Below are 12513 nucleotides of genomic sequence, written 5' to 3'. Positions count from 1 at the left end.
TATCTAAGATAGAGGGGATTTTCCCAACAATGAAGCCAGTTGGCAAAGAAAAAACTGAAAATTCTGGTCAAGCTTCTAATGAAAATACAAATCAAGAAAGTGGGAAATCAATAAATCTAGATCTTTCAAAAATCAAAGTTGAACCATTATTTGAAGATATGGTTGATTTTGATACATTCTCAAAATCTGATTTTAGAGTTGTAAAAGTTAAAAACTGCGAAGAAGTTCCAAAGTCTAAAAAACTATTGAAATTTACATTAGATGATGGTTCTGAAAAAGAAAGAGTTATTTTATCTGGTATTAAGGAATATTACAGCGCAGAGAGCTTAATTGGAAAGACACTGCTTGCGATTTGTAATCTTCCTCCTCGTAAGATGATGGGAATCGACTCAGAAGGTATGATTATATCTGCAATTTGCGAGTACGACGGAGAAGAAAAACTTAACTTAATAATGTTGGATGATAATATTCCAGCAGGATCAAAATTATATTAAAGAACACGCTAATTATAAAACTGGGGTTTGTTATGAATCCCAGTTTAATTTTTATTGTTGCAATAATAGAATTATTAAGCTATACAATAAAATCAATATAAAGAAAAATAAATATTAGATAATCACTGGCGATAGAAATTAAAAACTCTATCGTCTTTTTTATTTGGAAGAACAACAAATGGTAGAAATGTCAATGAATTTACTGCCATGCAGATAATAGCAGCTTATTCATGTGTGAGAGTTTTAGCTGAAACCTTAGTAGGACTTCCCGTTTATTTATATAAAACAGGTTTATCATTTGAAGTAGATAGGATACCAAAAGATAGAAATTTTCAAGGGTAAAAGTCTAGGAAAAAGAACCTAATTCAATATGGAGATTTGTTTATTATACAGCTAAAAATATCATTTGAGTTTAAAATGAGATCCGTATTCTCTTAGGACTGATTTTTTGTAATTTTTGTTTATATTTAGCCAGCCATAAGATTAATGCTTTTATATTAATCCCTCTTTTATCATAAGAGATAACTCTCTTGAAAGGGCAGGCCTATTACAAGCTAAAAATTTCGCCAAATCCTCTCTGGATAATTTATTAGAAAATAAGGAGTTCTTACCATATTTATCTATATATTTATTAATTTTCTCCCTAATTTTAGGCTTAGAATATATATCTAATTTGTAAGTTAAGTATGAAATTTGCTCATCATACAATTTTATAATATTTTCCATAAAAATCGGTCTGCTTGAACAAGACCTTTTATTTTCTTCAAAGATTTTGCTAACATCAAGTGCTAAAACTTCAGAATCTTTTTTTGCAACCATGAATCTATCAGCTAGGGAAGAAAAATTTAAAGAAAAAGAATCTGAAGTCTCATAAATCCTATCTATAATTTCCTTATCATCATCTATTGTAGATAGATCAATTCTTCCGTTCAAAACTATACCTGCCTTAAAGCCCTTAGAAAAATCATATAGATATTGGCCTTTATTAAAAATTAAGGTTTTATGATCAATACAAGAAAGTATATGGCCTATAGTACTTTCGTCTAAACCATAAAATAATTTACTTTTCAAAATAATTTTTTCCATAAAATCCTTTCTTGTTGCTTTAGCAACTACAATAAAAATCAGATATGTTATAATTATATATGTAATGATTATCAATATCAAGGAGAGGAAAACAAATGGAAAAAAACAAAATTAAATTTGGACATGATTTTTTAAAGATGCTTGGAAGAACAAGACTCAGACCAGGCGGCGGTCTTATGACCGATTGGTTACTTGATCAGGTACAGATTGATAAAGATATGCAAGTTTTGGAAGTTGCTTGCAATAGAGGAGATAACCTAATAAGAGTTTATACTAAATATAAATGCAAAATAATAGGCATAGATAATGACCAAGTTGTCATAGACCAAGCCTTAGAGAATATAAAGCTTTTGGGCTTAGACAAAGAAATTGAAGTTATGAATATGGATGCCTTAAAGTTAGATTTTGAGGATGAAACATTTGATTTAATAATTAATGAGGCAATGCTTACCATGCTTCCAAATGAAGAAAAAGCAAAAGCTCTTAAAAATTATAACAGGGTTTTAAAAAAAGGCGGCTATTTATTAACTCATGATGTGGCAGTGGAAAATGAAAGTGAAGATATAAGAAGGCAACTTTCAAGATTTACAAACATGGACGTGTATCCTCTAACCGTAGAAAATTGGAACAAACTGTTTATAGATAATTCCTTTAGACCTTTTTCACAAAGAACTGGCAGGATGATTCTCTTAGACAGGGACACAATTATAAAAGATGAGGGACCAGTTGGAGCTGCAAATTTTTATAAAAATGCTTATGCACAAGAAAATAAGGATAGATTTGTGAAAATGCTAGAAAGGTCTAAAAATTCAAGCATTTCATATATAGTTTTAGCGAGTAAAAAGGAGGATTAGACGAAAGCTATTAAAAAATATCATTAATTTTATGTCTGACAGTGCTTGCCTTAACAGGTATGACTGCTTGTGGCAATACAAAAACTGAACAAAAATCAGAAAGCAAGGAAGTGACTCAAGCTGAGAAAAAGGAAGAAAAAACAGAAGAAACCAAGGATGAAAATAAAAAAGTTAGGACAATTACAGATCATGCAGGTAATGAGGTAGAAGTTCCAGAGAAAATTGAAAGAATAGTAATAGATCAGATTCCAATTTTATCTACATATATGGCCTATCATCATGGAAAGGCTCCGTATATCGTAGGATATGCTGGATCACTTAAGCAAGTAATTTCAAATACAGTTTTAAAGGACATTGCTCCAGAGCTTCTAGATAGCCAAAATACAGTTCAAGCTCAATCTGACATTAATATTGAGGAAATAATGAAGCTTAAACCAGATGTTATTTTTTATAATGCTTCGAATAAAGAACACTATGAAACTCTTAAAAAGACTGGGATTCCTTGTGTAGGATTTGCTACGGTTGGTACAAATGGACCAGCAGACCCGACAGATAAGTTACCAGCTATCAGTTATTGGCTTATGGGTTCTTTTGCAAGATCATCTTATAAAAACTTGATGCTTTCTGCACCCCTAATAATTTTGGGAGTCATCATAATAAGATTCTTGATATTTAGGCTAAATATTATGAGCCTTTCAGAAGATGAAGCAAAAAGTCTTGGAGTTAATGTAAAAAAAACTAGGCTTATTTTTATTTTTGCTTCAACACTTATTACAGCCTCATCTATATCAATGTGTGGTCAAGTCGGATGGATTGGTTTGATAATTCCTCACATGGCAAGGATGATGGTGGGAGCTAATAATACTCACACCCTACCTTTTAGTATATCTTTAGGCGCAAGTCTTATGGTACTAATAGAAGCTTTATCAAGAGCGGTTTCTGTAATAGAACTACCTATTTCAGTTCTTACGGCAATAATTGGAGCTCCAATTTTTATAAGCCTAATTAGAAAAACTGGGGGTGGTTTCAATTAAATTAGAAGTAAAAAATGCAGGATTTTATTATGATAAAAATCATGAATTATTTAAGAATTTATCTTTTAGTCTGGCTCAAGGTCAGGTTTTATCTATCTTAGGGCCCAATGGTGTTGGTAAGACTAGCCTTATAAGATGCATATGTGATTTTGAAAAATGGAAACTAGGAAATAGTTTTATGGATGGAAAAGATATTGCAAGCTTTAGCCGAAGGGAATTATGGTCTAATATATCATACGTTCCTCAAAAAAGATCATTTTCTTTTGAATATTCTGGTATAGATATGGTAGTTCTAGGCCTTGCTAGCAAGCTTGGGCCTTTTGCAAAACCAGGTGAAAGAGATTATAAGAAAGCAAATAATATTATGAAAAGCTTAGCTATAGAGAAGCTTAAGGATAAGTCTTGTTCAGTAATGAGTGGAGGAGAACTTCAGATGGTTCTAATAGCCAGAGCCTTAATATCAGATCCAAGCTTAATCATATTAGATGAGCCAGAAAGTGGTCTTGATTTTAAAAATCAACTTAAAATAATTTCATTAATCAAAAAACTATCCAAGGTAGACAATATTAGTGTTATTATAAATACTCATTACCCAGCCCACGCTCTTGAAATAGCGGATAAATGCTTGATATTAATGAAAAATGCTAGACATAAAATAGGCAAAACATCTGATATTATCTGCAAGGAAAATATGAAAGACGCCTTTGGGGTAGAGGTTATACTTGAAAAAATAAAAAACGATAAGAGAGAATATAATACTATAATACCAATTAGCATAGTGGGAGATTAAAATGAAAAATATTAGTAAGGGAATAATCTTAAAGGCAGAAGAGATGATACCTGTAAGAGAAAACCAAACTATAAGCAAGAAACTTGTAGATTTATATGATCTTCACATCTTACTTATGAGTCTTGATCAAAACACCAGCATTTCCCCTGAATTTTATGCTGAAGAAAGAATATATTTTGCTTTAAAAGGCGAGCTTAAATTTAATAATGAAAGACTTATAAATAACGAACTAATACTTTTTGAAAAAAATAAACTTTTTAATATAGAGGCAAGGGAAAAAAGTATATTTTTAGAAATCGCAATTAACTTAAAGGAGGAAGAGATGAAAAATATTGATAAGGGACAAAAAATAAAATTAGTTGACTATTTGGATTATATTGATGGAGCCATAGCCAATATTGACCTTGTTTCAAAAGATGATTTTAGGGTGGTGATGATGGCTTTTGATGCGGGAGAGGGGCTAAAACCACACAAGGCTCCTGGAGACGCTCTTGTCCTAGCACTTGAGGGCAAGGCAAAGCTTCTTGTTGGAGATAAGGAAGTGGAGATTGAATCCGGAGAACAAATAGTATTTCCGGCAAATGTAATGCATAATGTAACTGCAATTACAAGATTTAAAATGTTATTAATATTATCTGTAGATAAATAAAAAAAGATTGAATGATTTTTCAATCATAAATCTGAACACTAAAAATTGGAACTAATACCAGAGTTAGCATTAAAGCTTGCTCTGGTGTTTATTTGTTATAAAGATGACCTTTCTTGTACATTAAATTCTCAAAATTATTTGAAAATGCAACTTGTAAGTACAGCTTTTGATTTTAATAAAGAAAACAATATTTATTGCTAAGATGCAGACAGAGGTTATGACCCATATGCTTATATAGGGCTATACAAACAAAAGAGATTAAGATTAATGAGAAAGGTGTGTAATAATTATTGTCGAAAAAAAGCTGGAGTTGGAGTTTTAAAGACACTTGTAACTGCGATTGGTGCAGGTTTAGGAGCATGGGGAGTTATTAACCAAATGGAAGGTTATGGTAATGATAACCGTGCGACACGTTCATAAGTGAAAAGCTTATGCACTAAGTCGAAGGACATAAAGTTCGAAACTTAGGAGAACTAACAATCTGATAGGTAGAACGATGGAGTAACGCCCTAAAATGCCTACACTGATACTCCGATTGGCAATAAATATTAGACTAATTTATTGTCAAAAGCTCGGTGAAGTCGGCAGAGAGTAGCCGTAAATAGCTATATAGTTATACGAAACCTGTTTAGAGGTAAATGGTGCTACCTATATGCCGGGTGTCGAATACGCATGGTGAGAATGTGTATACCAAAACACTGACGCACTTCCGAATGTACAAGTCTAGACGTTTGAATTTGTCTAACGGCAATTACCATCAAAGATGGTGTGTTTGTGGATTAGTAAGAATGGTTGTTATGAAAGTCCATATATCGTTACAGGCGATAAGGCGAGAGCTAAACACAGGCTTAGAGGAAGAACCTAAACGTATTCAATGATAGGATTGTTGGAACGTGGTAAACCAAGAACATGGAAGCAGTCTAATGCTAGTGAAGTGTTAAATGGGAAAATGATAAGAAAAAGATCATATAACTATTTTTTATCTTGGTGAAAGTGGTGGCATAGTACCTATGAAGCGAGAATAATAAGCTCGTGGAGGGATAGCCACTAGTCACAAGAAAGAACAAGAACTGAAATTAAGATAAACACAGCTTCGAGTATGACAAAGAAAATCAAATCCGAAAGGAGATGGTGCCTGTGTCCACTTCGAAACAAAGATTAAAACAAAATAAAATCCGTTATACGGAATATTATGACTTGCAAGAAGTCCTTGATAATCTATATAAAGATAGCAGTGAGGATAAAGTATTTTCAAATTTAATGGGGTTAATAACTTCAAGAGAAAATATAAAACTAGCCTATCGAAGTATAAAAGGAAATAAAGGCAGTCACACAGCAGGAGTAGATGGAAGAACAATAAAACATCTATCAAGGCTAAATGAAGAAGAATACATTTCTCTCATACAAAAACAGTTTCATTGGTATAAACCACGCCCTGTAAAGAGAGTGGAGATACTAAAGCCTAATGGGAAAATAAGACCTTTAGGAATACCGACTATTGTAGACAGAATTGTACAACAATGTATTTTACAAATTTTAGAGCCAATATGTGAAGCCAAGTTTCATGACAGCTCCTATGGGTTTCGACCTAACAGGAGTACGGAACACGCTATTGCAGAATGTGCGAGACTAATGCAGATACAGCACTTACACTATGTAGTTGATATTGATATACAAGGATTTTTCGACAATGTATATCATGCAAAGCTCATAAGGCAACTTTGGAATTTGGGTATCCAAGACAAAAAGCTACTTTGTATCATTAAGGAAATGCTGAAAGCAGACATAGTTATGCCCGATAAAAAGGTAATTACACCAACAAAGGGAACACCACAAGGCGGTATATTATCACCGCTACTATCTAATGTAGTCTTGAACGAATTAGATTGGTGGGTTTCTTCTCAATGGCTGACAATGCCCACGCATTATCCATATAAACAGAGAACGAACAGTCAAGGAACAGAGATAAAAAGCCATACCTACAGAGCTTTAAGAACAAGCAACCTAAAAGAAATATACATTGTAAGGTATGCCGATGATTTCAAGATATTTTGCCGTAATTACTACGATGCAAAAAGAACCTATCAGGCAGTTACAAAATGGTTGCAAGACAGATTAAAACTAAATGTAAGTGAAGAAAAATCTAAAATAACAAATCTAAAACAAAGGTACTCGGAGTTCTTAGGCTTCAAGCTTAAGGTTAAACCAAAAGGCAAAAAGTTTGTTGTACAGTCGCATATAAGTGATAAGGCACTGAAAAATGCAAAAGAAAATATTTCTAAATGTGTTGCGGATATAAAGAGACCTGCAAATGAGAAAGAGCAGTACAAAGCAATAGCTAGGTATAATGCTACTGTTTCAGGCTTGCATAATTATTACCAAATAGCAACAAATGTGAGTATAGACTTTGCTAAAATAGCCTTTCACATTAAAAAGCAAATGAACAACAGGCTTGACTTAAAGACCAATGGGACATTAAATAAAGGATTTATCAAAGATAAGTATGGAAAAAGTAAACAACTTCGCTTCCTTAACGGACGCCCATTAATTCCAGTGGGGTATATCCAAACTAAGGACGCAAAACACAAGAAAAAAGATATAAACAAGTACACTGTAGAGGGTAGATCTTTAATTCATAAAAATCTACAAATTGATATAGACACTCTTGTTTGGTTAATGAAACACCCTGTACTTGATAAGAGTATAGAGTATGCAGACAATAGGATTTCGCTCTTTGCAGCTCAATATGGAAGATGTTTTGTAACAGGGAATAAATTAACACCAAGTGATATACATTGCCACCATAAACTACCACTTGAAAAAGGTGGTACAGACAAGTACAGCAATCTAATTCTTGTAACAGAAAAAGTGCATATACTAATCCATGCAACAAAAGAAGATACAATTCTAAAATATGTAAAAGAACTTGCCTTAACAGGTAAGCAAATTGAGAAATGTAATGAACTCAGAAAAATGATAGGATTGCCAACCATTTAAAAGAAATAACTAGTTGTTGAGAAGTGTGTAAATCTTAATTAAAACGTGAAAATCTTTCTTGCGATGGGGCGCCGTGTGCGGTGAAAGTCGCATGCACGGTGCTAAGCGGGGGAAAAGCTGGAAACACTGAAACTGTAGGCTTACCTATCGCAATCTGGTGCTAAATCTCAAGGTATTAAGCAATTTATGGCAAAATAAGGACGGAATAACACAACAAATTCTCTAAAACAAAGCACTAAATCAATGTAAGATCGAATTAAATCAATATCTATGATATAATTAAATAAACTAATAAAGAGAAGATGAAGCTGCTACCGCGGCAGGTGCAGGCATTGTTGAAGTTACTGCATTAAACCATGCAATAGATAATTGTCAGAGAGTTTGGAGGCTTTATGATGCGTAAAAGTAGATTAGAAAAGTTCAGAAATATGATATTGATAATAGCTATATTTTCGGCGTTTTTGTCCTCATTGTACTTCTTTTTTAGAATAAGAAATTATATGATAGCAAGTTGTTTTTTTCTTACGTTTCTTCTTTTGGTTATGTTAAGGCAGTCTAATGGGTAAAATAGTGTATCTAATAATTCAAATTATAGTTATTACATGTATTTTTGCGATTGCTATAACTGCCAGTTATTTTGGACTTCCAAATCCAATTGGAGTAATAATAGGATTTATACTATATATAGCTTATGATGTTTAATTTATGACTTTAATAGATAAATTCAAAAAAAGAAGACGCAAATAAGGCGATTTATTTGTATAAAAGTGCTTGAATTATTTACCTTTTATATGGCATTGTACAAGGATACTGGAAAATAAATTATCAGCGTATAAAAAACCGTAAATCAAATCGGTTTACTGTTTTTCTATTGTTCAAATTTTAAAAGAAAGAGAGGAATACGATCAATGAAAAATATAGAAGAAAAAATCTTAATGAACAAGTAGAAAAGAAAGAACTTATAGGCAAATAACAAGAAGACCAATCTTAGAAAGCCTTATAGAAAATGCAGAAGAACTAACAGATGAAGAAATAAAAATCCTAGAAAAGCAACAAAGACAAAAGAACTTAAAAAAACACCTAGAATAATAAGATAAAGAGGGGGTGAACTAAATTGATGAAAACACTTGGTATGTTAACAATCATCTGCTTAACAGCATCAATTATGATGGTGAATTTTATACTTATTATACCGAAATTTGGCTCGAAGCATTTCGGTGCACCCGATGATATCAAAGTTATGATGAGTAAGTTGCCAGATAAACCGATTTGGGTCAATGTATTCGGCGGACTTATCATGATACTTGGATTGCTAACCATTGCAGCCGTCCTAGTCTGGGCGATTGTCGATACAGTAAAATTTAGTTTAACTTTTCAGCAAGCCTTTGTTAGATTTTTAATACTATTTGAAGGATATAAGCTTTTTGATATTATCTTTTTTGATTATCTCATGCTTACCAAGTTAAAATTGCCGACTAAAGTTTACCCAGAGACGGTTGGTGCAAAGGGTTATGATAATTTTGGTTTTAATGGAAAAAGTCAGATTGTAAAAATTATAATCTTCTTTTTCGTGAGCCTAATTTTGGCATATTTACTGACCGTTTTGGTTTAACTAAAAATTCATAACTTGTAATGTTCAATTCAACTTCCTGGCTATTTGTTTTAAGGGGGGTTAGCTTAAAAGAATCAATTATCAGAAATAGATAGAAGCCATGAACAGTTATATGAAGATAGGTTAGAGAGAAATATAACCGAAAGACACTTCACTCTATTGAATGTCAGTATATCTAAAAACAAGACAAGTTAATCGATATTTTATGAAGAGAGGTTTTAACTAAGTTCAAAATATAGTATGAAATTAAGTGTAAATTTTCATGACAGTTTGACAGTTTATTAAAGATGTATAGAAATAAGACAAGCTCCATTCCTATAGGAATAGACAAACATTGATGAATAAAAAATGTATCAACCTTAATCCTGATAAAAGGGTAAAGGTTGATACACAAAATTATTTACAGATCCTTTTGTTTATTTAAGACTTGACGTAACAAACCAAATTTGTTTGTTATAGTCCTCTATATGATCCTCCATAGCATTAGCTACAGGGAAATTATCAGCCTCATCCGCTTCTTTTCGAATCTCTAGGGCTAGTTCTTTTTGAAGTTTTATGTCAGATAGGACTATTTCTAATGCTTCTTTAATAGATATTCCATTAGAAGTCTCAATCTCTTGAATCGTAGAAATTTCTAAATATTCTTTTAGATTAGCAACTGGAAATTCTCCAGACATTCTGATAAGCTCAGCAACTTCATCAAGTCTTTCACCAGCCTTATCATATTCAGATTCAAGATACTTATGGACAGCCACAAATTGGGATCCTACGATATTCCAATGTAGATTATGGATTTTAATGTTTAGTACTGCAAGATTTGCAAGATATGTGTTTAATTTTGTCATTTTATTCCTCACTTTCAAATGATTTTGATTATCATTATCATTATATACAATAATAAAAAACAAGTCAAGTCCATAATATTGAGTAAAATTTACTAGAAAATATTTATTATTTCATTCTAATATCGTAAAAATGAATAGAAGAAAATTATTTCAGAGATACAAAATCACATCATGCAACAAAAAGGAATAGATATAAAGATAGAATCTATACAAAAGGAAATATTAGATATCATCGAAAAGAGTATTTTATAAATTTTAATAATGAAACTTTGAAAAGGATAGCAAAAATGTTATCTCTTTTTTATTTTAAAGAAAGGAGTTTTATATGAAAAAATTAGAACAAATAAGACAAGAGTCAAAAGAAATAAAAGACAAAATTGATGATACATAAGAAAGATTAAGGCAACTAAAAAATCAAGAAAATAAGATATTAAAACAAGACATAGTAAAAAGAAGAAAAGAAAGAACTCATAGACTAATAACAAGAGGAGCAATCTTAGAAAGCCTTATAGAAAATGCAGAAGAACTAACAGATGAAGAAATTAAGAAGAAGCAACAAAGACAAGAGAATTTAAAGAAATACTAAAAATAATCAGAGAAAATTAGAACAAATAAAATAATCAAATCTCCCTTAGATTTCTAAGGGCGCAATTATACACCCTAAAGGGTGCTTGCGTCATGCGGAGCCAAACTCTTGCAGAGACCAACAACCATTCGCTTTGGGTCTGCTCCTGCCAATCATTCACCACGAGCTTGCGAGTGGATTGAATGATTAGGCAAAGGGTATTTCAAAACGCTCATTCACAAAGAGGATATAGAAAATCTATTAAGCCTCCACCTAAAACAACAAAGAAAGAAAGGAAGTGATAAAAATGGCAGACAGTTTTCATTTTTCAGTAAACATAATATCAAGAGGAAAAGGGAAAAGTGCAGTAGCAAGTGCAGCATATATAAGTGGAGAAAAAATAAAAAATGAATGGGACGGAGTAACCCATGACTACACCAAAAAACAAGGAGTAATTAGCAAAGAAATATATTTACCAGATCACGCACCAGAAGAATATAAAAATCGAAAAACCTTGTGGAATTCAGTAGAACTATTTGAGAAAAATTCTAATGCCCAACTTGCAAGAAACTTTATCATATCCCTACCAAAAGAGTTAAGCATAGAAGAAAATAAAAAGATGATAGAAGAATATGTTAAAAACAATTTTGTAAAAGAGGGAATGATAGTAGACCTAGCAATTCATGATGAAATTAGAGAGGGAAATCAAAACATTCATGCTCATATAATGACCATAGTAAGACCAATAAATGAAGATGGAACATGGGGACAAAAAATAAACGAGCCTTTTTTATTAAAGTTCTTCTATTATATAGGCCAATAAAAAAAACTGAAAAATTGCTTTAAATTTTAAATTTCCTATGTTATAATAATCATGAGAGTGATAATCAAATTCAAATATTAATTTATTTTAATAAAATTAAAACTAGAAACGGGTGGTTAGATGCTTAGCTTAGTAATGGCACCCTTAAATGTTAATTATAAGATTTTAAGGATTAAGTCTTTAGGAGATAGTAATGTAACTGAGTCCCACCTGGCGAATCTTGGTTTTGTCAAAGATGCAGTTATAAAAGTTGTTAATGAGAACGATGGTAATTTAATTGTATATGTTAAAGATTCCAGAGTTGCAATCGGAAAAGATATAGCGAAAAAAATATTAGTAGAGGAGATGTAAGACTTGCAAACTTTAAGAGATGCAGTTGTAGGAAAATACTACATCGTTAAAAAAAATCAATGGTTCTGGTCCTTTGAAAAGAAGGATAATGGACATGGGAATTACAAAAAATTCAGAAATTTACATAAGGAAGATGGCGCCACTTGGCGACCCTGTGCAAATTAATATTAGACATTATGAACTTAGCAATAGAAAAGCAGATGCTGAATTAATTGCAATTGAAGAAATAGAAAAGAAGGAGGACTAAGATTGCTAATACTATTGCACTTGCCGGCAACCCCAAAGTGGTAAGTCAACACTTTTTAACGGCCTCACTGGTTCCAACCAATATGTTGGTAACTGGCCAGGGGTAACTGTTGAAAAAAAGACTGGTAAGTATAAAAAAATAAACACGTTTTTATATTACAATGTTA

The 12513-nt window shown here is 32.0% G+C and carries 11 protein-coding genes and 7 pseudogenes; 16 read left to right on the top strand and 2 right to left on the bottom strand.

The window, feature by feature from the left end; genetic code table 11:
- Window positions 1–17: 17 nt before the first annotated feature.
- Both metG and CS884_RS10745 read left to right on the top strand, forming a co-directional pair.
- Window positions 18–494, top strand: a pseudogene (gene metG, locus CS884_RS00440) (methionine--tRNA ligase subunit beta); the annotation flags it as partial.
- A 207-nt stretch (window positions 495–701) separates the two neighbouring features.
- Complete coding sequence (locus CS884_RS10745) at window positions 702–836, top strand: hypothetical protein (RefSeq protein ID WP_002840487.1); 135 nt, start codon at window positions 702–704, stop codon at window positions 834–836.
- A gap of 150 nt (window positions 837–986) precedes the next feature.
- On the opposite strand, the gene CS884_RS00435 is transcribed toward CS884_RS10745, so the two are convergent.
- On the bottom strand, window positions 987–1580 hold the full coding sequence (locus tag CS884_RS00435; RefSeq protein WP_099320165.1) for a Crp/Fnr family transcriptional regulator: 594 nt from the start codon (window positions 1578–1580) through the stop codon (window positions 987–989).
- A gap of 95 nt (window positions 1581–1675) precedes the next feature.
- On the opposite strand from CS884_RS00435, the gene CS884_RS00430 reads away from it, so the two are divergent.
- The 9 genes and pseudogenes from CS884_RS00430 to CS884_RS00395 all read left to right on the top strand — a co-directional run bounded on the left by CS884_RS00430 (window position 1676) and on the right by CS884_RS00395 (window position 9516).
- Window positions 1676–2434: a class I SAM-dependent methyltransferase gene (locus tag CS884_RS00430; protein ID WP_099320164.1), complete on the top strand. Its 759-nt coding sequence runs from the start codon at window positions 1676–1678 to the stop codon at window positions 2432–2434.
- A 59-nt stretch (window positions 2435–2493) separates the two neighbouring features.
- A complete protein-coding gene (locus CS884_RS10740) occupies window positions 2494–3468 on the top strand; it encodes an iron chelate uptake ABC transporter family permease subunit (protein WP_099320163.1) in 975 nt (324 codons plus the stop codon).
- Window positions 3455–4258: an ABC transporter ATP-binding protein gene (locus tag CS884_RS00420; protein WP_099320162.1), complete on the top strand. Its 804-nt coding sequence runs from the start codon at window positions 3455–3457 to the stop codon at window positions 4256–4258. The genes CS884_RS10740 and CS884_RS00420 overlap by 14 nt, the downstream gene beginning before the upstream one ends.
- A gap of 1 nt (window position 4259) precedes the next feature.
- Window positions 4260–4907: a cupin domain-containing protein gene (locus tag CS884_RS00415; RefSeq protein ID WP_099320161.1), complete on the top strand. Its 648-nt coding sequence runs from the start codon at window positions 4260–4262 to the stop codon at window positions 4905–4907.
- Between the two features lie 267 nt (window positions 4908–5174).
- Window positions 5175–5324, top strand: a pseudogene (locus CS884_RS10550) (Maff2 family mobile element protein); the annotation flags it as partial.
- A 720-nt stretch (window positions 5325–6044) separates the two neighbouring features.
- The gene (gene ltrA, locus CS884_RS00405; protein WP_099320160.1) at window positions 6045–7904 is read left to right on the top strand and encodes a group II intron reverse transcriptase/maturase; all 1860 of its coding nucleotides are present in this window, start codon (window positions 6045–6047) and stop codon (window positions 7902–7904) included.
- A gap of 558 nt (window positions 7905–8462) precedes the next feature.
- Window positions 8463–8606 carry a hypothetical protein gene (locus CS884_RS10545; RefSeq protein ID WP_180753276.1) on the top strand — a complete coding sequence of 48 codons (144 nt, stop codon included), beginning with the start codon at window positions 8463–8465 and terminating at the stop codon, window positions 8604–8606.
- A 197-nt stretch (window positions 8607–8803) separates the two neighbouring features.
- Window positions 8804–9001 (top strand): annotated as a pseudogene (locus tag CS884_RS10735) (hypothetical protein); the annotation flags it as partial.
- A gap of 20 nt (window positions 9002–9021) precedes the next feature.
- Window positions 9022–9516: a hypothetical protein gene (locus CS884_RS00395; RefSeq protein ID WP_099320159.1), complete on the top strand. Its 495-nt coding sequence runs from the start codon at window positions 9022–9024 to the stop codon at window positions 9514–9516.
- 416 nt (window positions 9517–9932) lie between these two features.
- Here CS884_RS00395 and CS884_RS00390 read toward each other — a convergent pair whose 3' ends face one another.
- Window positions 9933–10361 (bottom strand): DNA starvation/stationary phase protection protein, encoded by a 429-nt coding sequence (locus CS884_RS00390; RefSeq protein WP_099320158.1) that lies wholly within the window; start codon window positions 10359–10361, stop codon window positions 9933–9935.
- A 325-nt stretch (window positions 10362–10686) separates the two neighbouring features.
- On the opposite strand from CS884_RS00390, the pseudogene CS884_RS00385 reads away from it, so the two are divergent.
- The 5 genes and pseudogenes from CS884_RS00385 to CS884_RS00365 all read left to right on the top strand — a co-directional run.
- Window positions 10687–10967: pseudogene (locus tag CS884_RS00385) on the top strand (DUF3847 domain-containing protein).
- Window positions 10968–11233: 266 nt separating this feature from the next.
- Window positions 11234–11722, top strand: a pseudogene (gene mobQ, locus CS884_RS00380) (MobQ family relaxase); the annotation flags it as partial.
- A 147-nt stretch (window positions 11723–11869) separates the two neighbouring features.
- Window positions 11870–12100 carry a FeoA family protein gene (locus tag CS884_RS00375; protein WP_099320156.1) on the top strand — a complete coding sequence of 77 codons (231 nt, stop codon included), beginning with the start codon at window positions 11870–11872 and terminating at the stop codon, window positions 12098–12100.
- 3 nt (window positions 12101–12103) lie between these two features.
- Window positions 12104–12347, top strand: a pseudogene (locus CS884_RS00370) (ferrous iron transport protein A).
- 1 nt (window position 12348) lies between these two features.
- Window positions 12349–12485 (top strand): annotated as a pseudogene (locus tag CS884_RS00365) (FeoB small GTPase domain-containing protein); the annotation flags it as partial.
- Window positions 12486–12513: the final 28 nt, after the last annotated feature.

The sequence above is a fragment of the Anaerococcus sp. Marseille-P3625 genome, assembly GCF_900232825.1.
GTDB lineage: Bacteria > Bacillota > Clostridia > Tissierellales > Peptoniphilaceae > Anaerococcus.
Note: the sequence above shows the minus strand (reverse complement) of the source record. Positions and strands in the feature narration are given on the sequence as shown.

Bases quoted from the DNA above. Each gene is read 5' to 3' on its own strand.
- CS884_RS10545 (WP_180753276.1), top strand. From the start codon at position 8,463: ATGGGTAAAATAGTGTATCTAATAATTCAAATTATAGTTATTACATGT.
- CS884_RS10745 (WP_002840487.1), top strand. From the start codon at position 702: ATGCAGATAATAGCAGCTTATTCATGTGTGAGAGTTTTAGCTGAAACC.
- CS884_RS00435 (WP_099320165.1), bottom strand. From the start codon at position 1,580: ATGGAAAAAATTATTTTGAAAAGTAAATTATTTTATGGTTTAGACGAA.
- CS884_RS00375 (WP_099320156.1), top strand. From the start codon at position 11,870: ATGCTTAGCTTAGTAATGGCACCCTTAAATGTTAATTATAAGATTTTA.
- CS884_RS10740 (WP_099320163.1), top strand. From the start codon at position 2,494: ATGACTGCTTGTGGCAATACAAAAACTGAACAAAAATCAGAAAGCAAG.
- CS884_RS00430 (WP_099320164.1), top strand. From the start codon at position 1,676: ATGGAAAAAAACAAAATTAAATTTGGACATGATTTTTTAAAGATGCTT.
- CS884_RS00395 (WP_099320159.1), top strand. From the start codon at position 9,022: ATGAAAACACTTGGTATGTTAACAATCATCTGCTTAACAGCATCAATT.
- CS884_RS00415 (WP_099320161.1), top strand. From the start codon at position 4,260: ATGAAAAATATTAGTAAGGGAATAATCTTAAAGGCAGAAGAGATGATA.
- CS884_RS00390 (WP_099320158.1), bottom strand. From the start codon at position 10,361: ATGACAAAATTAAACACATATCTTGCAAATCTTGCAGTACTAAACATT.